This window comes from Micromonospora sp. LOL_025, from assembly GCF_048060285.1.
Taxonomy (GTDB): Bacteria; Actinomycetota; Actinomycetes; order Mycobacteriales; family Micromonosporaceae; genus Micromonospora.
Map to the genome: position 1 here is coordinate 1 of NZ_JBHMIR010000023.1, position 24,223 is coordinate 24,223.

21 protein-coding genes, 1 tRNA gene and 1 pseudogene are annotated in these 24,223 nt (G+C 69.1%); 16 read left to right on the forward strand and 7 right to left on the reverse strand.

Going from position 1 to position 24,223, the window contains the following annotated elements:
- Positions 1–261: 261 nt before the first annotated feature.
- Positions 262–576: a hypothetical protein gene (locus tag ACFHW0_RS23550; RefSeq protein ID WP_416610861.1), complete on the reverse strand. Its 315-nt coding sequence runs from the start codon at positions 574–576 to the stop codon at positions 262–264.
- Between the two features lie 12 nt (positions 577–588).
- Here ACFHW0_RS23550 and ACFHW0_RS23555 point away from each other — a divergent pair, with 12 nt between their 5' ends.
- Complete coding sequence (locus ACFHW0_RS23555; RefSeq protein ID WP_416610863.1) at positions 589–741, forward strand: hypothetical protein; 153 nt, start codon at positions 589–591, stop codon at positions 739–741.
- 362 nt (positions 742–1,103) lie between these two features.
- On the opposite strand, the gene ACFHW0_RS23560 is transcribed toward ACFHW0_RS23555, so the two are convergent.
- Complete coding sequence (locus ACFHW0_RS23560; protein ID WP_158619027.1) at positions 1,104–1,433, reverse strand: hypothetical protein; 330 nt, start codon at positions 1,431–1,433, stop codon at positions 1,104–1,106.
- 696 nt (positions 1,434–2,129) lie between these two features.
- Positions 2,130–2,303 carry a hypothetical protein gene (locus ACFHW0_RS23565; protein WP_327029878.1) on the reverse strand — a complete coding sequence of 58 codons (174 nt, stop codon included), beginning with the start codon at positions 2,301–2,303 and terminating at the stop codon, positions 2,130–2,132.
- A 379-nt stretch (positions 2,304–2,682) separates the two neighbouring features.
- Between ACFHW0_RS23565 and ACFHW0_RS23570 the strand changes: the two are divergent.
- A pseudogene (locus tag ACFHW0_RS23570) lies at positions 2,683–3,657 on the forward strand (tyrosine-type recombinase/integrase); the annotation flags it as partial.
- 995 nt (positions 3,658–4,652) lie between these two features.
- Here the strand turns inward: ACFHW0_RS23570 and ACFHW0_RS23575 are convergent.
- From ACFHW0_RS23575 to ACFHW0_RS23585, 3 genes are all read right to left on the reverse strand, one after another.
- On the reverse strand, positions 4,653–5,117 hold the full coding sequence (locus ACFHW0_RS23575; RefSeq protein WP_416610866.1) for a hypothetical protein: 465 nt from the start codon (positions 5,115–5,117) through the stop codon (positions 4,653–4,655).
- A 120-nt stretch (positions 5,118–5,237) separates the two neighbouring features.
- Positions 5,238–6,113, reverse strand: coding sequence for a DMT family transporter (locus tag ACFHW0_RS23580; RefSeq protein WP_416610867.1), 876 nt, complete (start codon positions 6,111–6,113; stop codon positions 5,238–5,240).
- A 31-nt stretch (positions 6,114–6,144) separates the two neighbouring features.
- A complete protein-coding gene (locus ACFHW0_RS23585; protein ID WP_416610869.1) occupies positions 6,145–7,482 on the reverse strand; it encodes a hypothetical protein in 1,338 nt (445 codons plus the stop codon).
- Positions 7,483–7,879: 397 nt separating this feature from the next.
- Between ACFHW0_RS23585 and ACFHW0_RS23590 the strand changes: the two genes are divergently transcribed.
- The 11 genes from ACFHW0_RS23590 to ACFHW0_RS23640 all read left to right on the forward strand — a co-directional run bounded on the left by ACFHW0_RS23590 (position 7,880) and on the right by ACFHW0_RS23640 (position 18,366).
- The gene (locus ACFHW0_RS23590; RefSeq protein WP_416610871.1) at positions 7,880–10,264 is read left to right on the forward strand and encodes a nitrate- and nitrite sensing domain-containing protein; all 2,385 of its coding nucleotides are present in this window, start codon (positions 7,880–7,882) and stop codon (positions 10,262–10,264) included.
- Positions 10,261–10,671, forward strand: a complete 411-nt coding sequence (locus tag ACFHW0_RS23595; protein ID WP_416610873.1) for a roadblock/LC7 domain-containing protein — start codon at positions 10,261–10,263, stop codon at positions 10,669–10,671. The genes ACFHW0_RS23590 and ACFHW0_RS23595 overlap by 4 nt, the downstream gene beginning before the upstream one ends.
- Entirely contained in the window at positions 10,668–11,264 is a 597-nt protein-coding gene (locus tag ACFHW0_RS23600; protein ID WP_416610875.1) for a GTP-binding protein, read from the forward strand. The genes ACFHW0_RS23595 and ACFHW0_RS23600 overlap by 4 nt, the downstream gene beginning before the upstream one ends.
- Positions 11,265–11,307: 43 nt before the next feature.
- Entirely contained in the window at positions 11,308–12,516 is a 1,209-nt protein-coding gene (locus ACFHW0_RS23605) for an ABC transporter substrate-binding protein (RefSeq protein ID WP_416610877.1), read from the forward strand.
- 30 nt (positions 12,517–12,546) lie between these two features.
- Entirely contained in the window at positions 12,547–13,416 is an 870-nt protein-coding gene (locus tag ACFHW0_RS23610; protein ID WP_416610879.1) for a branched-chain amino acid ABC transporter permease, read from the forward strand.
- A 101-nt stretch (positions 13,417–13,517) separates the two neighbouring features.
- Complete coding sequence (locus ACFHW0_RS23615; protein WP_416610881.1) at positions 13,518–14,480, forward strand: branched-chain amino acid ABC transporter permease; 963 nt, start codon at positions 13,518–13,520, stop codon at positions 14,478–14,480.
- The gene (locus ACFHW0_RS23620) at positions 14,477–15,274 is read left to right on the forward strand and encodes an ABC transporter ATP-binding protein (RefSeq protein ID WP_416610883.1); all 798 of its coding nucleotides are present in this window, start codon (positions 14,477–14,479) and stop codon (positions 15,272–15,274) included. Before ACFHW0_RS23615 ends, ACFHW0_RS23620 begins: the two co-directional genes overlap by 4 nt.
- Complete coding sequence (locus ACFHW0_RS23625; RefSeq protein ID WP_416610885.1) at positions 15,258–16,001, forward strand: ABC transporter ATP-binding protein; 744 nt, start codon at positions 15,258–15,260, stop codon at positions 15,999–16,001. The genes ACFHW0_RS23620 and ACFHW0_RS23625 overlap by 17 nt, the downstream gene beginning before the upstream one ends.
- A gap of 35 nt (positions 16,002–16,036) precedes the next feature.
- Positions 16,037–17,008 (forward strand): hypothetical protein, encoded by a 972-nt coding sequence (locus ACFHW0_RS23630; RefSeq protein WP_416610887.1) that lies wholly within the window; start codon positions 16,037–16,039, stop codon positions 17,006–17,008.
- An 11-nt stretch (positions 17,009–17,019) separates the two neighbouring features.
- Positions 17,020–17,814 carry a methyltransferase domain-containing protein gene (locus ACFHW0_RS23635; protein WP_416610888.1) on the forward strand — a complete coding sequence of 265 codons (795 nt, stop codon included), beginning with the start codon at positions 17,020–17,022 and terminating at the stop codon, positions 17,812–17,814.
- Positions 17,815–18,291: 477 nt separating this feature from the next.
- Positions 18,292–18,366: transfer RNA gene (locus tag ACFHW0_RS23640), tRNA-Lys, on the forward strand.
- Between the two features lie 397 nt (positions 18,367–18,763).
- On the opposite strand, the gene ACFHW0_RS23645 is transcribed toward ACFHW0_RS23640, so the two are convergent.
- On the reverse strand, positions 18,764–19,000 hold the full coding sequence (locus ACFHW0_RS23645; RefSeq protein WP_416610890.1) for a hypothetical protein: 237 nt from the start codon (positions 18,998–19,000) through the stop codon (positions 18,764–18,766).
- A 304-nt stretch (positions 19,001–19,304) separates the two neighbouring features.
- Between ACFHW0_RS23645 and ACFHW0_RS23650 the strand changes: the two genes are divergently transcribed.
- The 3 genes from ACFHW0_RS23650 to ACFHW0_RS23660 are packed head-to-tail and all read left to right on the forward strand — an operon-like array spanning position 19,305 to position 24,142.
- Positions 19,305–20,423 carry a Gfo/Idh/MocA family protein gene (locus tag ACFHW0_RS23650; protein WP_416610892.1) on the forward strand — a complete coding sequence of 373 codons (1,119 nt, stop codon included), beginning with the start codon at positions 19,305–19,307 and terminating at the stop codon, positions 20,421–20,423.
- Complete coding sequence (locus tag ACFHW0_RS23655; RefSeq protein WP_416610894.1) at positions 20,420–21,661, forward strand: NUDIX domain-containing protein; 1,242 nt, start codon at positions 20,420–20,422, stop codon at positions 21,659–21,661. The genes ACFHW0_RS23650 and ACFHW0_RS23655 overlap by 4 nt, the downstream gene beginning before the upstream one ends.
- Before the next feature lie 18 nt (positions 21,662–21,679).
- Entirely contained in the window at positions 21,680–24,142 is a 2,463-nt protein-coding gene (locus tag ACFHW0_RS23660) for a valine--tRNA ligase (RefSeq protein WP_416610896.1), read from the forward strand.
- Positions 24,143–24,223: the final 81 nt, after the last annotated feature.

The following is a 24,223-nucleotide window of genomic DNA, read 5'->3' on the forward strand; positions in this document are numbered from 1 at the left end:
TCAGCTGCATGCCGCGCGCAGACTGTCTTGTATTCGCATCAGATCGAATACGTGGCGGTTGTAGCTTCCAGCGATAAAGCAACGCTAAGCAGTTGATCTAGGCGTGCACCTGGGGCGCTGCCTCAAGACGATGGGCTTGCGGGACACCCGATTCGCCGTTTCCCCTGATCCCGGCACGTGGGAACAGGGTCAGCGCCGTCACCTATCCGGTCCGGGTACTGAACGTCGTGCTGGTCGACCACCGGCACGGGTGCGAGGCGGTCAGAGTCGCCAGCCGGAGTTCCATCCGGGGAACTTGGTGGCGAGGACCGCGAACTCGAGTTCGAGTGTGCCGCTGGCGGCGGCCGGGGCGAGCATGGCGGTGTATTCGGGGTCGGGTGAGTAGAGCGTCCACCGGCGGCCGCGGGCATCGGTGACGAAGAGCAGACCCCAGGCGGCCGGGGCAGCGCCAGCGAGCGCGACGAGCCGGCCCGTACGGTCGCCGAGCCGGGCGTGGCTGATCTGGCCGTGGCCGGCGACCGTGAGCGGGAAGCGTGGGGCGCCAGGCGGCCAGGCCCAGCGGGTCAGCCGGCTCACCGGTGGGCCGGGGTGAGCAGGCTGCTGATCTCGACGGTGCACCGGATCGGGCTGCGCGCGGAGAAGAAGGTGTTCCGGCAGCTGGCGGCGGAGTTCACCAGGGTGGGTGGCAAGGAGAATCTGCTCTTGAAGGTTGCCGACGCCGCGTCGGAAAAGTCACGTTGATCAAGATCAAGTGGCGTTTACCAGCGGATACGTGCATGCACTGATCTCTGCGGCGGTGGTGACAGAGCCGTGGGGCGGCCAAGACGGCTGTTGATGTGCGATGCCTGGCAGCTCCATCTTTTCCCAGGTCATCCGCAAACCCGGCCTCGCGAGGTGCCTCGAATCCCACATCAAGATCACCGTCACCTTGACTCTGGCGAGCAATGGTCCTCAAGGGCCGGCCCGGCCCAACACGGGCCGGGCCGGTCAGTCGGCCTTCCGTTGCGGGAGCCGAGGAGCGAGCTGACCGCCCGCCGCTGACCGAACGGCACGACGCCCCCGCACCGGCCTGGTGCGGGGGCGTCCCTCAGTTTCGCTGGGTGCTAGCTATGGGATTTGATGGCGCTGACCCAGGGGCCGATGTTGCTCCAGCCGCTGCTGTCAACGACGATGGAGTAGCCGGTGCAGTTGCTGTGCTCCCACATCTCCACTGTGCCGCTGCTCTCCGTGCGAGCGGACCGGATTCCGTCGTTCCACGCACCGACGCCCGTGCAGTAGTTGTCCTCGGCCGTGTACAGCCATTGGGAGACACCTGACCAGCCGATTCCGCTCCAGACCTTCACGACAGGCCCCGCCGCGTGAGCCGGGCTAGCCGCCAGGGCGGGCGCCAGCATGACGGCGGCAGCGACGGCGCCAAGAACCTTCTTCTTCATGTCCCCGTTCCTTTCAGTGAGGTTTCACCCCGGGACCGGACATCGGAGTTTCATGCCGCGAGGGCAATGGATCGACGATAGCAGATACGTGCTTCGCGAGATGTGTGGATTTTCACTGCAGAATGCAACCTTTTGTTGTTCTAGTGATGCAGGTGAACACCTCGCGGCGGGGCCTGCGCACGGCTGGTGAAAACGCGGGTACAGATCTCGGCTTTGAGGCTGGCAAAAACGCGACTCGGCGACCGCGTTGACGCTCCTATAGCTGTCAAGTAGCTATGACGCTCGTTCGGAGAGGGCGGAGCACGGGTCGGCCAGCCGCCCCGGAGGGTCGGTTCGTGTCCCACCCGGAGGGATCTGGTCAGGCCCGCCGAGACCGAGTACGTGGTGAACCGCGCCGCGCGCAGTCTGGTCACCCGGCAGACTGGCTCGGTGGTCGGGACCGGTACTTCCGGCACCGCCACCGGCACCAAGATCGGAGTTGAGCTGTGCCCTGGTTGTGCCCGATGATCTTTGTCCGGCGCTCTCACAGCTCAGGGGCGGTTTGTGGTGGGCCGCCAGGGACTCGAACCCTGAACCTATGGATTGCCGGCGAGCCGGCCTTCTGCGGTGTGGTTCGAGGTCATCCGGGCTGCTGGCGCGCTTCTCGACCGGGTTCGGCTGGCACGGTTGCTGTACTTCGCTGCTGTACTGCTGGCGTCAGATGAGGCGCTGGATGCGGACCTTGGGTTGCTCGTTCCTGAGGTGGCCTTCCTTGTGTTGGCGGACCTGCTCGTCCCAGACCTCCTGGTCGTAGTCGGGGTCGGGTGGGATCCACTTGTGGGAGCCGTCGCTGTAGTGGAACTTCTCGTCGCCAGCTCGCAGGATGCTCATCGGGTCCAGCCAAGGAATCGACGGTGCAGGCGGCCGGCGGGAACGTGGGCCAGGTCCTGGGCGGCGTCGACAAGCTGGGCGGCCAAGTAGAGGGCCAGCAACACCGGGGCGCGTTCGTACTCGGCTCGTAGCTCCTGCCGCCGGGGCTGGCAGGGCCAGTCGGCACCGCAGCCGCCGCACGCCCAAGCCGGTGTGATCGGGAGGTGTGTCGTCATCGCGGCGCCTTCCGCGCTGCCCGCCACTCCGATGCCGGGGCACCTCTTCGTTCGGGGTCTGACGGCCAGTGGCCTCTGTTGATCGGGATCCGATGTCTGGTGCGGCAGGGCAGCTCGCCTCCGCATCGGCAGACCTTCCGCCATCGTCGCCATGACCAGACCGGCCGAACCTCGCCCCCGGCAGCTACGTCACCTACGAGGTGGTGGTCCGGCTCTACCTCGTGCCCGGGCTGGGCCGAAAGCGGCTCGACAAGCTCCGGGTCAGCGACGTCCAGACCTGGATTAACGAGGTGGGGCGGACCTGCCAGTGCTGTGCCCAGGGCAAGGACGAGCGGCGCAAGCCCGCCCAGCGTCGCTGCTGTGCCCTCGGCGACTGCTGCAAGAATCTGCCCTCGGCAACGAGCGTCGCCCACCTGCGGACCGTGCTCCGGACGCTGCTGTCCCAGGCGATCACCGAAGGGCTGATCACCCGCAACGTCGCGTCCCTGGTGAAGCTGCCCCCGGTGAGGAAGCGCAAGCGGAAGGCGTGGACGAGCGACGAGGCGCGGCGCTTCCTGGAGTCGGCCCGCGCCGACGACGACCCGCTCTACGCCGCGTACGTCCTGGTCCTGGTGCTCGGCCTGCGTAAGGGCGAGATGTTGGGGCTCACCTGGGCTGACGTCGACCTCGACGCGGGGGAGTTGACCATCGACCGGCAGCTCCAACGGGTCGGTGCCGAACTGCTGCACCGGGAGACGAAGACCGCCGCCTCGGACGCCACCCTGCCGCTGCCGGACATCTGCACCGTGGCGATCGACCGTCGCCGCGCCGCCCAGGCCACCGCCCGGGACGCCGCCGGCCCGGCCTGGCACCCGTCAGACCTGATCTTCACCACTCGCTACGGCCGGCCGCTCGAACCACGGAACTTCAACCGCTTCTGGGACCGGCGCTGCGATGCTGCCGGAGTCCGGCGGATCACCGTCCGGGACGCCCGGCGGACCTGTGCCTCGCTCCTGGCCGACCTGGACGTCCACCCCCGGGTGGCGATGCAGATCCTCCGGCACGCCCAGTTCGCCATCACCATGGAGATCTACACGGTGGTGTCGTCAGCGGCCACCCGCGACGCCCTCAAGCGGCTCGGCAGCGCACTCGACCGGTGACGGGCCTACTGCTGTACTTCGCTGCTGTACCGGTCCGAATTACGGCAACAGGGGCCCCGCAAAGGGCCGCTGACCTGCGGAGGAGTGGGCCGCCAGGGACTCGAACCCTGAACCTATGGATTAAAAGTGCGCAGAACGAGGCAAACAGCCTTCGACCCCGTGCAGCGACCGAGTCGGGCTTGCCGTCCGGATTCTGGGCACGCCGTCCGTCCGCGTTTGCGCTGGTCCGCACCGTGCCTGCCTGGCGTTACGTCGCGATGAGGGGTCGGCACAGGTGCGAATCCAGGAATCGCGCGGCGAATCCGTCCGGCATCGGAACGTCCGAGCACCCGTGGAGCAGCCAAGATCCCGGGGCGGGATGCCCGTTGACCGTTCGACCTTGTTTGCGTCCATTGAGGTTGGACGTGCCTACCGGGATGCTGGCGCAGGTTGGTGCCCCGCCGTAGAAATCGACCTGCACTACGAGCGTGTTTAACCTGCCCAGCGCCGGTAATTTTATGCGCCTGGGGGGCGCGTCTCGGCTGTCGAGGCGGGCACGACCGTCAGCACGAACGTGCGCCCCTCGCTTTAGTTGACGAAGAAGGTCATCGCTCGGACGACGGTCAGGCTGCCGGCACTCGCTTCGCGGCAGATCCGCGCACTGCGGGGACGTCGTACGTGATCGACGTGCAGGTGCGCAGCGAGACAGGTGCGGTGCTTGCCCGGGGCGAGACGGGTATGGAGTGGGCGGAGGGCACGATCGCGGGCTTGGACCCAGCCGCGTTTCCGATGCTGGGGAGAATCTGCCCATATGAGACAGCATGTTCAACAGCGCTCAGTGGGCGATGCTGATCAACGAGTTGGCCGAACTGCCGGCCGGGCGTCAAGGCCCATGGGCTTATCGCTGTGATCGATGTGCAGGATTGCAGATGGCGGCTCGCACCTGCGTCTATGGCTGCTCGGCGACTAACGCCGTTAGCGCGCGAAGCCGGCAGCCGCAGCAACCCCGCCGTGGCCTAGACGGAAGTGAACAGAGTCCGGTACTTCCTATAGTCCTCGTCATCTGGGTGGACGTGAGCGGTCCAGCCAAGCGAACGCCAGAAGCCGTCTGAAGTCTCGTCCAGAGACATTGCGACGACAGGCTGGCCGTAGTGATGAGCGATCTCCTCAACCGCCTGCCGTCCGTACCGACGGTCTGACCTGCGGAGGTCAATGCGAACTTCGATGAGGTCGATCTCCGTCACGCCACCAACAGGGCATGCCCACGACGTGTATCCGCGGTACTCGCCGGAGTCCGGAAGGACCTTGGCTCGCACCACCTCCTCATCGCCATCCAGGAAGCGGCAGTAGGAAACCGGACTTTTCGCACTGCCGCTGCACCACCAAGAGGAGTTGAATCGCGTGTCCTTGACGAAAACTGGAATCACATGCTCGCGCCGAGGGGAGAGACTCTCGGTGACCACCTCGAACGACAACGTCATGCGTGCATACTTCCATGGCCGACGCTCTGCGGCGAAAGGGACTATTGATCAGCCGCCTGCTGACATTGTCGCCGCCGCCTGATATCTGGCGCTGGCCTGCGGCGAGGCGCGAAGGCGGCATCACGATCGCGTCGGCTCTCTCCGGTGTGCGGCGAGCACGGAGCCGACAACGATCGCCGCGAGCCCGAGGATCGCGAACACGCTGATCTGTTCGCGGAGAAAGGCCACACCGAAGGCGACGGCGAAGGCCGGTGACAGGTAGAACGCCAGCGCGGCGCGGGCGGGGCCGACGCGGGTGATGAGCGTATAGAACAAGGCGAGCGTCGCGCCGGTGCAGACGATCCCGAGGATGAGCAGGGCGGCTGCCGCTTCCACTCCGGGCAGCCGGGTCGGGATCGTCGCGGAGGCGGGAACGCTCACCGCTGCGGTGGTGACGAGCATGGCGGAGGTGGCGACGCCGAGGGGCGGTGCCTCGGCGTACCGGCGGTGGATCATCATTGCGCCACCGGCGTAGCACACGGCGGCGATGAGGATGAGGGTGCCGCCGATCAGCGCCATCCGGCCTCCGCGCAGGTCGATGCCGAAGAGCATGACCAGGCCGACTAGGCCGAGGACGATGCCGGTCAGGCCCTTCCAGCCTTGGGGACGTTCGTCGGGTGCGTAGCGGAGGGCGAGGAGCGCGACGAACAGTGGTTGTGCGCCGACGAGGATGCCAGCGACGCTCGCCGAGACGTACTGCTGCCCGTAGGTGAGCAGCAGCAGTGGCGCGGTGGACTGCACCAGCACTGTTTCGATGATCGCCCGAGGGCTGCGCCAGATGGGCCGAAGTGCGTCCCTGCGTATAGCGAGGGGGAGCAGTAGGAGCGCTGCGAGTAGCACTCGGCCGAGGACGACGATCGGGGGCGAGAGATCGCGCAGCGCGACGGTGATGAGCGGGTACACCGCGCCCCACAGGGCGGACAGGATGACCAGTTCGATCCAGGAACGGCGGGTCACAGCGGTCCGGGGGTCGTCTCGCGCACGCACTCTAGTTAATCAGCACCTGCCGGTAGAGGCTCTGCACGCAGTCGAGGCCGGCCCAGGGCAGCAGGTCGACCAGGAGTTGGCGGAGGCGTTTGCGGTTGCGTTCGGATCCGGTGCGGCGGGCGAGGACGTCGGCCTGGGTGGCGGCGTGGCAGGCCTGCTCGATCTGGTTCATCTGCGTGTACGCGACGGCGAGGTCGATGAATGTGCCGGAGCGTTCCCGTACGAAGTCGGCGGGCAGCAGGGTCAGCGCCTCGTACAGGGAACGGGTCGCCTCGGCGGGCCGGCTCAACCGGGTCAGGCAGCGGCCCTTCAGGCGGGCGGCGTGACAGTCGGCGTTGAAGAAGCTCAGCCAGGCGGGAGTGTTGTCGACGCTGACCCCGTCGAAGACCCGCTCGGCCTCGGCCAGAGCGGTCATCCCCTGGCGGGGTTCGTCGAGGAATCCGTACGCCTCTCCGGTGGCCTCACCGAGCCAGGAGTAGACAGCGGCCGGCATGCCCGGTCCGCCGACGTCGCGGGCGGTGCCCAGCAGGCTGAGCGCGGTGCGGCCGTCCCCGCGGTGAAGGTGGATCTGGCTGAGCACACCGAGACCGTAGGAGTGCAGGGCCCGGTCGTTGGCTTTCTCCGCGAGCGAGATCGTGAGCCGGCAGTACCCGTGCGCCTGCTGATAGCGCTGGGCGTCGATGGCTAGCCAGGCCGCGAGTTGCGCGGCGTCGCCGGCAGCGCGCAGCAACCGGCGGTGGGTGCTGGTGCTGATGGTGCGGTTGCTGACCTCCAGCATCCGGTGCAGGTGGGCGCCGAGGTCGGCACTAACCTTGCCTGAGCCTTCCCGGTAGTCGAGGCGCCGGTACGTGTCGGTCAGGATTTCCATGTCCTCAACGACCCGATCGGTGACTCGGGTCAGGACCGCGCCAGCGGGCAGTGGAGCGCCGGTGACGCGCTCGCTGGCCGACCGGCCGGCGCCCACTTCCGGATCGCTCGCGCTCAGGGCCGCCGTGTCGAGGTGGCTGTGGTCCTCGCCGCCGAGTAACTCGCCAGCGGCGCACCGATAAAGAAACGCCAACTTGTTCAGCGTGTCCAACGACGGTGTTCGCCCCGCCGGACCCGGCCAGATCTCCCAGTACGAAATCTGCTTGGCGGTCTTCGGCGCCTCCGCGTCGGGCCACTGCTCGTTCCACCGCCGCGCCACGTCAGCCTGCGTCAAGCCGTGCGCCAGGCGGAAGGCGACCCGCGGATTGAAGCGGTACCGCTGCCGCCAGTGTGAGGCGATCTGCTGGTACGTCCAGCCGATCGCGCGAAGGTCGTCGGCTTCCTTCTGGTAGCTACGCGCGCTCCTCGCCATCCCCACCTCCGAAAAGGACCCGCCGGGTCGCTGTCAACTGCACGTTAGCGATCACCATCGCTGTGACGGAAGCCGGCTATGTGAATACTCCCCGTAATCCGTGGAGTATCGGCGCCTCGCTACTCCCCACCAGTGGGGGTCGATCTTTCCCGCTATGAGCGCGAACCTCGATGACGAACGAATCGCCCGTTCAGGAACATCGCCGCCTCGCGATGGAGCAACTGCCCAAGGCATGCGTTGAAAGGCGTCTGCCCGAGTCGATTCGCCGGCGACCGCCGCGTCACGGCGGGTCCTGGTTGTTCTGATCGCCATCCGTCCGCCCTGGCTGAGCCCGTGTTGTTTTGCACTTGAGGCCTGCGCACCGGCGCTGCACTGCGCGGAACATGAGAGGACTGTTGTGCCTGTTGCTCGGAGGCTTGCGCTCCTGCTGCTGATCCCGTTGGTGGCGACTCTGGTTTTCGCCTCGTGGGGTGTGGCATCGACGAGCCGTCAGGCGCGCGGTGCCGACCGCCTGCAGTCGCTGGTGGCCGTGTCGGCCGCAGTGGGTGGGGTCCTGCACGAACTCGACTGGGAGCGGCAGGTCGCCGGCGGGCTGGTCGTCGATTCGGCGGGTGGCCTCAACGGTTATCTCGATCAGGTCGCGGTATCCGACCGGGCGATCGACGCCTACCGGCAGCGCCGCAGCGAGCTTAATGCGTCGGACTCGGTAAGTCGGCTGGTGGGGCCGTTCGACGAGCAGCTGCGGTTGCTTCCGGTGTTCCGGGAGCAGGTTAAGGCACGATCAGCGTCGCTGACGGCGGTGCTGGTGCGGTATCGGGCGGTGGTCGCGCAGGGGCTGGCGGTACGGGAGACCGTGGGCCAGGTCGGCGGTGCAGACGGTGCGGTGGCCGACCAGTTGCGGGTGGCGGCGGCGTTGTCACAGGCCGGGCAGTACGCGGGTATCCAACAGGCAGCTGTAGCCGCCAACAACGGCGCTGTGGTGTCGCAGGCGGTGCAGCGGGAGCTGGCCGCGACCCGTGCCGGGTATGACGAGGCGTTGCTGGCGGTGTCGCAGCGGTCGCCGGCGCGGTGGCGGTCGTGGCTGGACCAGGCGCTGTCCGGGTCGCAGGTCCTCGCGGCGCAGCGTCTCGACGACGAGGTTGCCCGCACTCAAGTGGGTCAGCGGTTGCGGGTGAACGCGTCCCGGTGGGCCGCGGTCAGCAATGAGCGGCGCGATCGGCTGTATGAGGTGCAGACCCGCGTCGACGCGGACATCGCCGCCGAGGCGGGGCGTCAACGCCGACAGCAGTGGGTCACCACGGGCGTGCTGTCGGCGGTCGCCGTGGCGCTGACCGTGGTCGCGGCGGTGCTGGCGTGGCGACAGGGTCGGGCGTTGGCTCGGCGGCTGCGGCGAGTCCGTGACGCGGTCACCCGTGTCGCTGAGCGGGACCTGCCGGACCTGGTTCGTCGCGTCGGCGCGGCGGACCCTGCCGACCCGGCGTCGGTTCCGCCGCCGCCTGCCGCGCTGGCACCCGGTTCGGCGCGGGACGAGGTGGACGAGGTGGCCGCCGCGTTCGACTCGCTGGCGTTGAACACGTACCGGATTTCGACGGATCTGGCGCGGCAGCGGCGGGTGGCTGCCGGTGCGGTGGAGGCGGTGGGGCGGCGGTGTCAGGGGATGACGCATCGGCTGCTGCGCGAGTTGGACATGGCCGAGCGGGACGAGAAGGATGCCGCGACCCTGGCGACGTTCTTCGCGGTGGACAGTCTCGCCGCGCAGTTGCTTCACGCCACGCAGAGCCTGTTGGTGCTGTCGGGTCGGTCGTTGGGGGCGGTGCATCCGCAGCCGGCGGAGCTGGTGACGGTGGCGCAGGCGGCGCAGGGCCGGATCCAGGAGTACCGGCGGGTGCTGCTCGGGGTGATCGATGAGCGGGTTCTGGTGCCACCGCCGATGATCGATGACCTGGTACACCTGTTGGCGTCGCTGCTGGACAATGCGACCCGCTACAGCCCCGGCGACGCGCTGGTCACCGGGCACCTGCTGGGCAACCGGGCGATCATCCAGGTCACCGACACCGGCCCCGGCATCAAGCCGGACCTGCTGGCCAGGCTCAACGCCGAGCTGGCCGAGCCCGCGCCGATGATCGAGGTGGAGCACATCCGGCGCCAGGGCTTGGCCACCGTCGCGCTGCTGGCCGCGGCGCACAGGCTGCGCGTACGGCTGCTGCCGGGACAGCCGCACGGCACGGTCGCGGAAATCGAGATCCCCGCTGACAAGCTCCTGATCAGCATTCCCGAGCCGGCCGCGCTGCCCACCGGCCCTATCGCCGGCCGGCGTGCTCCCGGCGGCACGCCCGCGTCCGCCCTTACCCTGCCCGCGCCCACGGCGGTGCCAGCCCGGCGCGGCGGTCCGACCGCGCTGCCCGCCCGACGCCGGCCGCCCGCCCCGAGCACGACCGATGGCCCTACTCAGGCGCTACCGGTGATTCCGGTGCCGCAGCGGGTGACTGAGTCGGAGCCGACGCCGGCCTACGACGAGACAGCCCGACACCTGCCGCCACCGGCGTGGTTCGTCGCGGGAGCCACGGTGCACATGCCCTCCACCTCTGCGCGCGGGCTGCCCGGACAGGACACCACCACGGCCAACGGCCTGCCGAAGCGACAGCCCAAGGCCACGTTCACATCCCCGCCTCCGCCCGCTGCCGACGCGCCGGTCCGCTCGATGGGTGGCCTGGCCAGTACGGCGGGGGCCTACCAGCGCGGCCTCGACCGCCGCTTTCCCCAGTCGAAGGGCCAGTCATGAGTGATCTGAGTTACCTGCTGAACACCAACCTCGTCGCCCGCGTGCCCGGGATCAGCCAGGCCGTGGCGGTGTCGGCCGATGGGCTGCTGCTGGCTTGGACCGATGGGCTCAACCGGGAAGCCGCCGAACGCCTCGCCGCGGTGGCGGCCGGGATGAACAGCCTGCTCAATGGTGCTGCCCGTGACCTGTCCGCGGGCGGGGTGCGGGGCAACCTGACTGAGCTGGCTCACGGGTTCCTGATCCTGGTTGCGGTGAGCACCGGCGCGTCGCTGCTCACCCTGGCCACCCGCGATGCCGACCTCGCGTTCGTCACCGAGGAGCTCGGTCGTTTCGCCGATCAGGTCGGTGACCAGCTCACTCCCGCCTTTGCGGGTGCCCTCGCCGTTATGGGAGCCGGCCGGCGATGAGCACGCGCGCCATCGCGGCCCGTCCACCTGCGGGCGCGCCGCCGAACTTGAAGATCGTGCTGACCGGGCCGTTCGGCGTCGGGAAGACCACCCTCGTCGGGGCGGTGTCCGACATCGCGCCGCTGACCACCGAGGCCGCCATGTCGCCCGGAAACGCCGACGACACCTCGTATACCCCGGCCAAGACCACCACCACGGTGGCGATGGACTTCGGTCGTCTCGAGGTCGACGGTGTGACTCTCTACGTCTACGGCACCCCGGGGCAGCACCGCTTCTGGTTCATGTGGGACGCCATCGTCCGTGGCGCCGCCGGCTCGGTGGTCCTTGTCGACACCCGTCGGCTGCAGGACTCGTTTCGGCACCTCGACTACGTCGACCACGTCCGGCTGCCCTACGTCGTCGCGGTCAACCAGTTCCCCGGTGCCCGTTCCTACCCCGTTTCCGCCATCCGTGAAGCCCTCGCCCTGACTGCGGACGTGCCGATCGTCGGCATCGACGCCCGCGACCGAGACAGCGTCCGCCGGCTGCTGATCGCCCTCGTCGAGCACGTTCTCACCCGTACCGCGCCCCGCTCGGCGGCCACGCGGTCCTGACCCCACCGAACCCACCTGTCACCCCGCACGAAGGAGCACCTTCATGTCTGTTCCCCGCCCACGCCCGCGACGCGGACTCGCCGCCCTGACCGTGGCCGGTGTCCTGCTGGCGGGTGCCGCGTGCAGCAGCACCGCCACCGACTCCGGCACGGTCCGTGTCGGGCTGCTGGTGTCGCTGTCGGGCACCTACGCCGCAGTCGGCGAGGACATGCGACGCGGCTTCCAGCTGTATCTCGACACGCATGACGGCAAGCTCGGCGGCCGAGAGATCGACCTGGTCGTTGGTGATGAGGGCGACGGTCCCGCCACGGCCGTCCCGGCCGCGCAGAAGCTCCTCGAACGCGACCGCGTCGTGGCCCTGACCGGCCTGGTCGGTGGCGCGACGGTCGACAAGGTGCAGACCCTGACGACCGAGCGGAAGGTTCCGCTGCTCGGGTCGAACGCGAGGCCGGCGTTCGCGCCGGTGGGCGGCAAGCCCCGCGACCTCGGCTACACGTGGCACACCTCGTACAACTCCGACGAGCCCGGCATCGCCATCGCCTCCTACATCAAGGCGCAGGTCGGCGACGGTGAGGTGTACGCGATCGGCCCGGACTACCAGGGCGGCTGGGACGAACTACGCGGCTTCACCGACACCTTCACCCGCCTGGGCGGGAGACTCGCCAACCCGGACGGCAAGACGCTGTTCACCCCGTTCCCGGCCACGGAGAACTTCCTGCCGTACCTGAACCGGGCCGCCGAGTCGAAGCCGAAGGCCGTCTACACCTTCTACGCCGGCGCGGCGGCGGTCGCGTTCGTCAAGCAGTACGCCCAGTCCGACCTGCGCGACGTTCCCCTCTACGCCGCCGGCTTCCTCACCGAAGGGTCCGTCCTCGCCGCGCAGGGTCCGGCGGCCACCGGGATCCGTAACGTCCTCAACTACAGCCCCACTCTCGGTAATCAGGCGAACCAGGAGTTCGTCGCGGCCTGGTCCGCCGCCGGGCATCCGGGGCAGCCGACGACGTTCGCGATGGCCTCCTACGACGCGGCCGCCGTCCTCGACCGGGCGCTGTCCGCCGTCAACGGGCAGGTGACCGGGGAGAAGCTCAACGCCGCGATCGGGCAGGTCGGGCGGGTCGTGTCGCCGCGCGGGGACTGGCAGTTCGAGCCCACCGAGCACCGTCCGGTGCAGCGCTGGTACCTGCGCGAGGTCAAGCGTGATGGCCCGGTGTTGTCCAACGTCCTGCTGCAGGACCTCACCACCCTGCCCTGACCGAGACAGCCAGAACGAGAAGGGGGCGCGGTGCGCGTGGACGCCTACCTGATACCCGCCGTCGACGGGGTCGCCTACGGGCTGCTCCTGGCGATTGCCGCCGCGGGCTTGACCGTCGCGTTCGGCGCCGGGGGTGTGCTCAACCTCGCCCACGGCACCCTGATCGCCGCTGGCGGCTACGTCGCTGTTGCCACCAGCTCGGGAACCTGGGCCAGCCTCGCCCTCGCCGCCGGCTACGCCACCCTCGTCGGGGCCGCCGGTGGTGGGGTGCTCGCCGCCGCGACCGCCGGCCTGCGCGGACGGGGCCATCTCGACCAGGCGCTGCTCACCTTCGGTGTCGCGCTCGTCGGCGCGGACCTGCTCACCGCCGCCTACGGTCACGACATCCTGAGACCCCGCCTGCCCGGGGCGCTGGAGACGACCGTGCGGGTTGCCGGGCACCGGTATCCGGTCGACCGGCTCGCCGTGCTGGGCATCGCCGTTCTGGTCGTCGCGGCGGGGTACGTGCTGCTGCACCGCACCCGCGCCGGGCGGCTCGTCCGGGCCACGGTCGACGACCGGGCCATGGTCGCCGCGATCGGTGTGAACCCCCGCCTGGTGGACGCGGCGGTGCTGGTGGCCGCCGGGGCTCTCGCCGGTCTCGCCGGGGCGTTGACCACGCCGATCCTCGGCGTCGGCCCGCACACCGCCGACACCACCCTGCTGCTGTCCCTGATCATCGTGGTCTGCGGTGGTCTCGGCTCCGTTCCCGGCGCGCTCGCCGCCGCCCTCGCCGTCGGGCTCGTGCAGACCGTCGGCGTGACGTCCTTCCCCACGGTTGCCCCGTACCTGCTGATCGCTGCCATGGCCTTGGTGCTGCTGGCCCGCCGGACCAGCCTTCCCGGACGGGCCTCGGCATGAGCGGTCAAGGACGCGGCTCGTCGCTGACGGTGGCACGGGCGCTGGGACGACGCGGCCGGCCGTGGGTGGCACCTGGTCTGGCTGCTGCGGTGGTGGGCGTTGTGGCGTTGTCACCGGATCCGTATCTGCACGCCACCGCGGCGCGGATGCTGCCCCTGGCGGTGTTGGCGGTCAGCGTCGCGGCGGTCACCGGCCACGCGGGCCTGCCCACCCTCGGCCAGGTCGCCCCGTACGCGGCCGGCGCCTACACCACCGCACGCCTCGCCCTCGCCGGCAGCGACCTCGCCCTACTGCACCTGCTGGCAGCGGCCGGCGCGGGAGCCCTGACCGCCGCAGTGATCGGCGCGGTGCTGGTCCGCTACCGCGCCACGGTGTACCTGATGCTCAGCCTCGCCGCCGCGGAACTGACTGCGATCACCGCCGGGCAGTGGCGGACGGTGAGCGGCGGCACCGACGGGCTCGCCGGGATCCCCGGCCCCCGCCTGCTGCCCGGCCTGCCGCCACTGCTGGCCGACCGCACGGTGCTGCTCTACGCCGCAGTCGTCGCGATCGCCGCGACAACCGCCGTGATGGCGCTGCTCGGCGGCGACCGGCGGACGCTGCTGGCGGCCGTGCGCGGCAACGAGGCCCGCGCCGCGGCCAGCGGACACCGAGTCACCACCTACCTGTGGGCGGTACATGCCGGTGCGGGCGCGCTGGCCGGTATCGGCGGGGCACTGCTGATCCACACCCACCGGTGGATCACCCCCGCGGACGTCGGATTCACCACCGCCGCCCTCGCCCTGCTGGCCGTGGTCATCGGCGGTGCCATGTCGCTACCCGGCGCCGCCGCCGGCGCGATCGCGGTCCTCACGGTGCGGGACGTGGTCGCCGCCCCGCTGCCCGGCCACGCGCCCCTGCTCCTCGGTGCCCTCTTCGTCACCGCGGTGTATCTGCTGCCCGGGGGCCTGACCGCCCTACCCACCCGCCTCTCCCTCCGCCTCCACCCTCGCTCTGCCTACGGCACGGGCCACCCGGCCCTTGCCGACGAGGCGGGCCGATCCACTGTCAGGAGCATGCCGTGAAGACCGTCCACCGCATCGACCCCGACGGGGTGCCCTCGCAGCGCCTACCGAGCGACATCGACCGCGCCCATGGCAACGGCCTGGTCGCCACCGGGCTGCGTCACACCTATGGCCGGCTGACCGTCCTCGACCTGGATGTGTTCACGGTCGCCCCCGGCGATCGGCACGCGGTCATCGGCCCCAACGGTGCCGGTAAGTCCACTCTGCTGGACCTGCTTGCGGGCACCACCCGCACCCAGACCGGCGCCATCACCTACAACGGGCAGGTCATCACCCGCCGCGGCGCGGCCTGGCGGGCCCGCACGGGCATTGGGCGTACCTTCCAACACCCGACCGTCTACCCCGATCTGACGGTCCTCGACTGCGTGCGGATGGGCGGGTGGCACCACCGCCACCATCCCGACCGCACACCAGCCGAGGTCCTCGACCTTGTCGGCCTCGCCGATCATGCCGGACAGGTGGCCGTCACGCTGTCGCACGGGCATCGCCGCATGCTCGACCTGGCCGTCGCTCTCGCCGGGCAGCCCCGGGTGCTGCTGCTCGACGAACCCGCCGCCGGCCTCACCGACACCGAAACCAGCCGGCTCCTCGACATCCTCGGCGGCCTGCCCGGGTGGATGGCGGTCGTGCTCGTCGAGCACCACATGGACGTCGTGGCCGCCCTCGCCGACTGGATCACCGTGCTGCACCACGGCCGCCGCCACACCGACGGCCCCGCCGACACGGTGCGCGCTGACCCGGCCGTCGCCGCCCTCTACCTCGGCAGCGGAGGTGACGATGCTGACGGTCAGTGACCTCACCGCCGGCTACCACCGTGACACACCTGTCCTACACAACGTCGACCTGGATCTTCACCCGGCCGCGGTGCACGCCGTCGTCGGCCCCAACGGCGCCGGGAAGACCACACTGCTGCACACCCTCGCCGGACACCTACGCCCCACCACCGGACGGGTGTTCCTCGACAGCCACGACGTCACGGGCTGGAGCCCGATCCGGGCCGCCCGTGCCGGCGTCGCCCTCGCGCCGCAAGGTCGCCGCCTGTGGCACTCCCTAACCGTCGCCGAGCACCTCACCGTCACCCAACCGCCGAGACGCCGCGAACCCGGTCTCGCCTGGAGCACCAGCGACCTGCTGGACCTGTTCCCCGCACTCGCGGCGCGGCTGCGCCACCGCGGCGACCAACTCTCCGGCGGGGAACAACAGATGCTCACCATCGCCCGCGCCCTGCGCACCGCACCCCGCCTGCTGCTGTGCGACGAGCCCACCGAGGGACTCGCCCCCACCGTGGCCGCACACGTCGTGCAGGTGCTGCGGGAACTTCCCGGCCACGGCGTCGGCGTCCTGGTCGCCCTCCCGCACGCCCGCACCGCGGCAGCCCTCGACGCCACCGTGCAGGTGCTAGCCGCCGGACGCCTCACCAGCCCGATCGCGGCAACCAGCAGCGAGGCGGACCAGACACTGCGCGACCACCTCGCCCTCACCTCACCCGGGCGGACAGACCACACGGAGACCGAACGGTGAACCGCGCCGAACTTACGACGGTGACACCGGCGAAGATGCCGACTCCGATCGCCCGTCACCGCAACGCGGTGGTGCGCTGCGCGACCGCGGCCGTCCTGCTCGCCGCCACCACCGCCGCGCCGGTCGGCGCACTCGCCCGGCCCGGCGCTGCCGCCGATGCGGGGCGGTGCGTGCTGCCGGCGTCACCTCAGCCCCACCTGCCCCCTGCGGCCACCACCATGCGGCACACGACAGCCACCCGCCTGTCCTATCCCCAACCGGCGGGCACTGCCCTGCGGCGACTGGCGGCGCGCCTGACCTTCAGCCCCTGCGACCACGTCCCAGGCACCTACGACCTCGTCCACCAACGCCGACGCGACATCCCGCCGAAGTACGGCGTCGCGGTGCGCGACGTGGTCCGGTGGCGCGCCGACGACGGATCCGGCGCCCAACTCCTCACCACCCACCCGCCCGGCCTCGCCACCCCAGCGAAGGAATGGTGGCTGCCCGGCCACCGGCCGCCGGAACTCAGCTTCAGCCGTCCCTTCACCCACACCGACCTGCTCCGCGCCGAGCTCGGCCTCACCGGCACGCCACCGACAAACGCCCGCGAGGTCCTCCGACACCTGAAATATCTACTCAGCTGGCACAGCCCCCGCCGCGACGCCCGCGCCGCCACTCTCACCGTGCTGGCCAGCCTCGACGGGCTTCTCTACCACCCACACGTGTCCGCCGAGGCCGGCCGCCGAGGCATCGGCATCACCACCACGGGCGACAAGTGGCGCGAACTGCTCGTGCTGCACCCACAGACCGCAGAGGTACTCGCCTACGAGTCCGCCATCCGAACGCGATCCGGCTGGCAACCGCAGGTCTACGTCCTCTACCTCACCCACAGCCACACCAGCGGCCGCTGGTGGGAACCAGCCAACCCGCCCCCGCCGCACCCCACGACCGCACGGCGCCTCTACCCACGACCCCAACAGCGCCAGCTACCCACGTTCACCCCGCCCTGCCAAACGACGACGTAAGGAGCACCCCGATGACGAGAACCACCACGTCGCAGCGCTACCAGTTCCGCAACACCCCCACCCAACTGCACCCCCTGCAGGAGATGCTCGACCCGATCACGCTCGCCGAGCTGGCCCGACTCGGCATCAGCGCGGGACAGCACGCGATGGACGTCGGCGCCGGAGCAGGCTCCATCGCCGCGCACCTGTGCGAACTCGTCGCTCGTACCGGCAAGGTCACCGCCGTCGACCTCGACACCACCCTCCTCGCGCCCACCGCCGTCCTCGACGTCTACCAACGCGACCTGCGCACCGATCCCCTGCCCACCCCACCGGAAACCGTGGACGTCATCACCGCCCGCTGCGTCCTAGAGCACCTGCCCAACCGCGAACGCCTGCTCGGACAGATGATCACCGCACTGCGCCCCGGCGGCCGGCTCGTCCTCGGCGACATCGTCTACGCCCGCACCACCGTCCCGCACGCCCCCACCACGAGCGACCCCGACCTGATCGTGCGGGTCGTACACGGCGTCCTCGACACCCTCGCCGACCGCGGCGTCGACCTGCACTGGGGCGAGAAGACACCAGCACTCCTGCTCGACGCGGGCCTCGAGCAGGTCCACACCCGCTGGGTCGCCCAGACCTGGAACGGTGGCAGCCCAGGCTGCCGCCTGTACGCCGACAATGCCCGGCAGCTGCGCGAACACTTACTCAAGACCGACCTCACCACCGCCGACCTGGACCGCTTCGGCGAACTGATGACCGACCCAACCGTGGTCGTACGCGGCTACGAGTACGCCTCCACCACCGCCCGCAAACCCCACTAACGACCAACGGACCAGGTGACCGGGCGGCTGCCACGTCACCGGCCTCGTCAGCCGCCTGCCCGCACGGACGTGGCAGTCGCGGCGCCGTTCGGCTGCTACAGCGTTCGGCAGCCCGAAGGGCCAGACGGGCCGCAGGGATGGGGCACCACCCGGCTCGTCTCCCGCTCGCACCTGCCCCCGCGGTGAGTCGGATGGGCCGCCGAGGTCACTCGAAAGCGGGACCGCCTTTACCTGCTGATCATGGCGCCCGAGTCTGTGACCGCTCCGACGATCACCCCATCGGGCGGGCGGCCGGCAAAAGACCAGGCAGGGCAGCTTGAGACGCTGGGAGGGCGTCTCCGCGGGGTTTGCGGTAGCGCGCTCAGGTGAATGGGCGATAGCCTGCGTCGCAGCGGAACAGGGCGCGCGTTCCAGCGGATCCGCGCCTGAGCGGACATCAACTCACGCCCGGATGATCGGGTAGCCTGGTGACGCTGCGGGCCGTTAGCTCAATGGCAGAGCTGAGGACTTTTAATCCTTAGGTTCTGGGTTCGAGTCCCAGGCGGCCCACCATATTTGGTTCACGAGCAGGATATATAGCCAAGCCTCGAAGTCACCCCGAGGCGGTGGTGCGACGGACGTAACCGCCGGCCAGCGGCTGCTCGCCCAGCCGCGAGCAACGCGTTCACCGGATGGCCGTTTGAGCCTGACCGGCGGACCGCTGGTGGCGGTGCCTCCTCGTGGTGTTGGCTGTCCCGGTTCACCGCAGCGCTCGCCCTCCTCGGGATGTCCACCCCTGCCGACCCTCGACCACCCATCCGGCCGTCGACCGGGCGACGGTCAGCGTTGCGGCGTCCGGGCGACTGCCCTCGGCGGACATCAGCAGCAAGATCCCTGATCCGGCGCGGATCGTGGCGAAGCCGGCCTGGTCGTCGCGTGCAGTGGCGTTGGTGATGCCATCGTTGAGGCATTAGTACAGGTAGTCGAGGTGGTCATCGAGGATGCTGGCCGGGCCGGCGCGAGGTTCGGCCAGGACTTCATCGATGCTGCCGGCGCGGGCGAAGCGGCGCACTGTGCCGCGGGCGAGGTCGAGTCGCCGGATGATCTCCCGGATGCTGTGGCCGACGACCTGGAGCGCCTGAACCTGTTCGTAGCGGCGCCGGGTTCGAGGCACCAGCAGTCCCTGCTCTGCCGTTAGCAGTGACATCGACGGCAGCCTGGGTCAGGTCCGCTGTGGCCGTCGGTGCGGGCTGCGGCGCGGTGAGTGGCCGGACCGGCGGGTCGGGCAGGGCGCGTACCAGCCGCGGGACACTGCTGCGGCTGGCCATCAGGCGAGGCGGTCGGCCAGCCGGGGCTCCGCGGGACCGGCAGGCCATCCCGATCAGCCGACTGCCGGTTTACTCGCTCAACCACCACAGCAACTTTCTTGACAATGGAGGGATTTCCATGGAACTTTATTCATGCGTGCATGAATATTGATCTTGTCTGATGATGCTGTAGGAGGCAGTTCGATGCCACACCCCCAGGCTGCGACCCGGCCTGACGCTGAAGAGCGAGATCGCCGGACCTCCGGGCCGGTCCGGGTCGGTCTGATCGGCTGCGGGCAGTGGGGTGCCAACGTCGCGGCGGCAGCTGAACGCAGCGTCGGAGCCCGACTGTCGGCTGTGGCGGACGTCAATCCCGAGGCTGCGACAAGTCTTGCCGCCCGTCTGACGTCCGCACCCAAGGTCCTAACGCCAGCGGACCTGCTGGGTGACCGGCAGCTCGACGCGGTGCTGATCGTGACGGACGCCGCGAGTCACTTCGAGCTTGCCATGGCGGCGATCTCCCAGGGCAAGCACGTGTTCGTCGAGAAGCCGCTGGCCCTGTCCACCACGGACTCGGTCGCGTTGACCAAGGCCGCGGCGACAGCCGGCCTGACTCTCATGGTGGGCCACACGTTCCTGTACTCCGAACACGTCATCGACGTTGAGCGTGCTCTTCGGGAGGGGCAGGTCGGTGAGTTGCGTTACGTCAGCCTGCAACGCCTGGCGTACGGAAGGTTCCGCGAGGACGCCAACGTCATCTGGAACCTCGGACCGCATGACGTGTCGATCCTGATTCGCTGGGCTGGACGTCCGCCGACGGCGGTGCGCTGCGTGGAGTACATGTTCACCCGGCCCACCATCTCCGACCTGGCTTTCCTCACACTCGACTTCGGCGACTTCCTCGGCCACGTGCACCTCAGCTGCATCGACCCCGAGAAGGTCAGGCGGGCCACGGTCGCAGGCACGGCGGGAGGCGTCGTCTACGACGACGTGGGCGGAGCTGTCCGGTTGCACGTCAACGGCAGCAAGGTGCTGCCGCGAACGCTGTCGGCAGCCGATTCACGACCTCCGCTCGACACCGAACTGAGCCACTTCGCGGACTGCGTCCGCACCGGTGTGTGTCCACGGACTGACGGCATCCACGGTGCGATCGTGGTGTCTGTGCTGGAAGCCGCCACTGCCTCGGCGGCACTCGGCGGCGACTGGATCGACCTCACGATGGCCTTGGGGCAGGTGTCGTCGGCCGCCGATCCCGGCCCTCGGCCCGATCGACCCGCCTCCGGTCCCTCACTCGTCCCCTCGCAGAGGACGGCCTTCGCATGACCGACTTGCTGATCTCCGACCGGTTGAACACCCGTCGGATCGACACTGATCTCATCGAGGCGCTCCGTGAGGCTTTCGGCGGCGTTCCTGCGGTGGTTGGGGCGATGCTGATGGGCTCGCGTTCACGGGGTATCGCCCACGCCAAGAGCAACATAGACGTTCAAATGATCATCGACCGCCTCGACGCCGGCACCACCGAGCGCATCGCGATGGTCCGCGACGGGCTGGCAGCCCAGCTCGGCATTCCTATCAGCGTCAACGTGCACACCTTGGCCGACGCGCAGCCTTCGCTGGGGCGCTACGAGCTGTTCCAGCACAAGAACCGCGCGGAGCTGTTCATCTACCAGGCCAAGTACACCAGCGTGAACCTGCTTGGGCGGAACATCTTCGCCGAGTTCACCGACCCGCCTCCGTCGCGTACCCGTCGCGAGGCGATCAGGACCGTAGCCTCCTTCTCCTACTTCCTGCGCAAGTTCCTGTTCGACGTCTCGATGGCACCCCACGGCGCGGCCGAGTTCGTGCGGACGCCGCTCATCAGCTTGGAGTACATCGCGGCGTTCTACGGCTACCTCAGCATGGGCTACCGCGATGGCCTGGACCATCTGACCGCGACCGGGCGGCTGACCGCTGAGGAGATCGCGTTTCTGGAGGAGTGCACCACCCGTAAGGCCACTTCGCATTACGAGAAGGTGGGCGCGGCCTTCGCGCTTCGCGGGGCGACCTTCCTGGACGCCGTCCATGGCCGCATGCTCGACGACTTCCGCCGCCGGGGCGTCAGCGACGTGCGATGGAACGGGCAGGACAGCGCGGTCCGCTGGGACATCGCGCTACCGCAGGCGGCAGCGATGGGCATCCTGTGGGCTGGGCACAAGGCACTGCTCGTGCAGCGACACCCCGACGACTACCTCTACCCCGGCCAATGGACGATCCCGGGCGGCTACCTCCAGGCCGGCGAGGATCCCCGCGACGGAGCAGCCCGCGAGGTGTGGGAAGAGACAGGCAGCTACCTCGCCGTCCGTCGCCTGTTCGACGGCCAGCCCGTCGTGAGTGGCCGACTGGCCGCGTTCTCGTTCGAGGTCGAGTTGCCCGACAGCGCCGCACCCCGCCTGACCGAGCACTCGAACTACCGGTTCGTCGACGCGAGCGAGGTGCTGTCGATGGACCTCACTCCCGAGGCCCGCCTGATCTTCGAGCGTCGCCTCAGCCAGACACACGCCCAACGAAACCGGCCAGCGTAAGAGTGAGGATGCCGCGGTATGGATGCCACTGAATACGACCACATCGCCGTCGAAACGACGGTGCGGGCGCTCTGGGAGGAGCACGACATCTACCGGTTCGACCGCTCGGCGGTCGGCCCGGTGTTCAGCATCGATACGCCTCCTCCGTACGTGTCGGCGTCCCACCTGCACGTCGGCCACGCCATGAGCTACTCGCAGCCCGACTTCGTGGCCCGGTACCGAAGGATGCAAGGCGATCGTGTCTTCTACCCGATGGGTTTCGACGACAACGGTCTCCCCACCGAGCGCTACGTCGAGAAGACCTACGGGGTCAAAGCCGTCGACATGCCGCGGTCGGAGTTCGTGGCCCTGTGCCTGGCCGAAACCCGCAAGACGGCGGCCCGATACGAGGATCTGTGGCGCCGGGTGGGCCTGTCGGTCGACTGGGATCTGCTCTACTCGACCATCGACAAGCGGTGCCAGCTCACCGCGCAGACCAGCTTCATCAAGCTCCACGAGACGGGCCATCTGCGCCGGGTGGAGGATCCGATCATCTGGTGTACCGACTGTCGGACAGCCCTGGCGCAAGCCGACGTCGAAGACCTCGACCGCAATGGAAAGATCCACGACATCGCTTTCACGGCGGCGGACGGTCAGGCGCTGGTCATCGCAACGACCCGCCCCGAGCTACTGCCCGCCTGCGTGGCGCTGTACTTCCATCCGGAAGACGAGCGGTACCGGTACCTGCTCGGGACCAAGGCGACCGTACCGCTGTTCGGCTATCAGGTCCCGATCAAGGCCGATGAGTCCGTGGATCCCGCCTTCGGCACGGGGCTGATGATGGTCTGCACCTTCGGCGACGGCGAAGACGTCCTGAAGTGGCGACGCGACGGGCTCGACCTGCGGCTCGCCGTCACCCCCGACGGCCGGCTGTCAGAGCTCGCCGAGCAGTTCGCGGGTCTGCAACTGACCCAGGCGCGAGCGGCGATCGTGGCCCAGCTCGCAGAGATAGGCGCGTTGACCACAAGCCGCCCGCTCAAGCAGAACGTCGGGGTGCACGAGCGGTGTCTGACGCCGGTGGAGTACCAGATCCGGGCGCAGTGGTTCATCCGCGTGCGCGAGCACCAGGACACGTTCCTGGCCCGCGCCAAGGAGCTGACCTGGATACCCGCCCACATGCGGCGCCGCCTCGAAGACTGGATCGAGGGCCTGAAGTGGGACTGGAACATCAGCCGCCAGCGGCACTACGGTGTGCCGTTTCCCGTGTGGTTCTGCGATGACTGCGGCTACGCGGTCACCGCCGATCTGAGCGCGCTGCCCGTTGACCCCCTCGCCGATAAGCCGCCCGTGGATGCCTGCCCGGCCTGCTCCGGTCGTCTCAGCCCGGACCCCGACGTCATGGACACGTGGATGGCTTCCTCCCTGTCGCCGCAGATCAACGACGGCTGGGCGGTCAACGGGCTGATCAGCGACCCGCTGCTGGCTCCCATGTGTTTGCGTGTGCAGGCGTTCGAGATCATTAGAACCTGGCTGTTCTATACGATCGTGCAGTCGCAGTACCACTTCGACCGGCTGCCCTGGCAGACCGTGATGATTTCCGGCTGGGGCCTGAACGAGCAGGGCAAGAAGATCGCCAAGCGGGACCTCGACCAGTCCACAACGCCGGACGGCTTCAACCGCTACGTTCCCGATCACGTCATCGAGCGGTACGGCGCTGACGCGCTGCGTATCTGGGCCACCAAGGCCCGGATCGGCACCGACCTGCGCTACAACGAGAAGGACGTCAAGACCGGCCGCAAGTTCGCCGTGAAGATGTGGAACGTCGCCCGGCTGATGACCATGTACGGGTTCGACCCACAAACCGCACCCGATCCCTCAGCGCTGTGCACCCACGTGGACCGGTGGATGCTGTCGCACCTGGCGTCCGCCCTCGACGAGACCACTGCGGCGATGGACCAGTACGACTTCATGCAGGGGTACCAGGCCGGGACACGCTTCTTTTGGTCGGTCTTTTGTGACCGGTACATCGAGATGGTCAAAGACCGGTTCCTCAACCCCGGCAACCACACCGACGCCGAGCGGGCCAGCGCCCGCGCGGCGCTCGGCATTGGCTTCCGCGCCGTCCTCGGCATGTTCGCACCCTTCGCCCCGTTCATCACGGACTATCTCTACCAGCAGATGTTCCGGCCCCACGAGAACACCGTCAGCCTTCACCTCACGCCCTGGCCGGCACCGCACCCGCAGTGGCGAACCGACCGCAAGCTCATCGACGACATGTCCACGATCCTCGACCAGATCCGCGTCCTGCGCAGCGGCCTCAACCTCGGCAGCAACACCCGCATCGCCAAAGTCGTGCTGCAGGGCGTCACCGACGACGGCCACCGAACCGCCCGAGCACTGGCCGAACCGCTTCGCGTGGCTGCCCGCGCCGACGAAGCGGTCTTCAGTGACGCGGACACCGACAGCGGCGTCAACGGCATCAGGGTCGCCATCATCGCCTGACACACCGCCCGGCTGGCCACTACCTGATTCAGGGCGGCCAGCCGGGTACGCCTACCCGAACCCTCGGAGCCGTACCAGCAG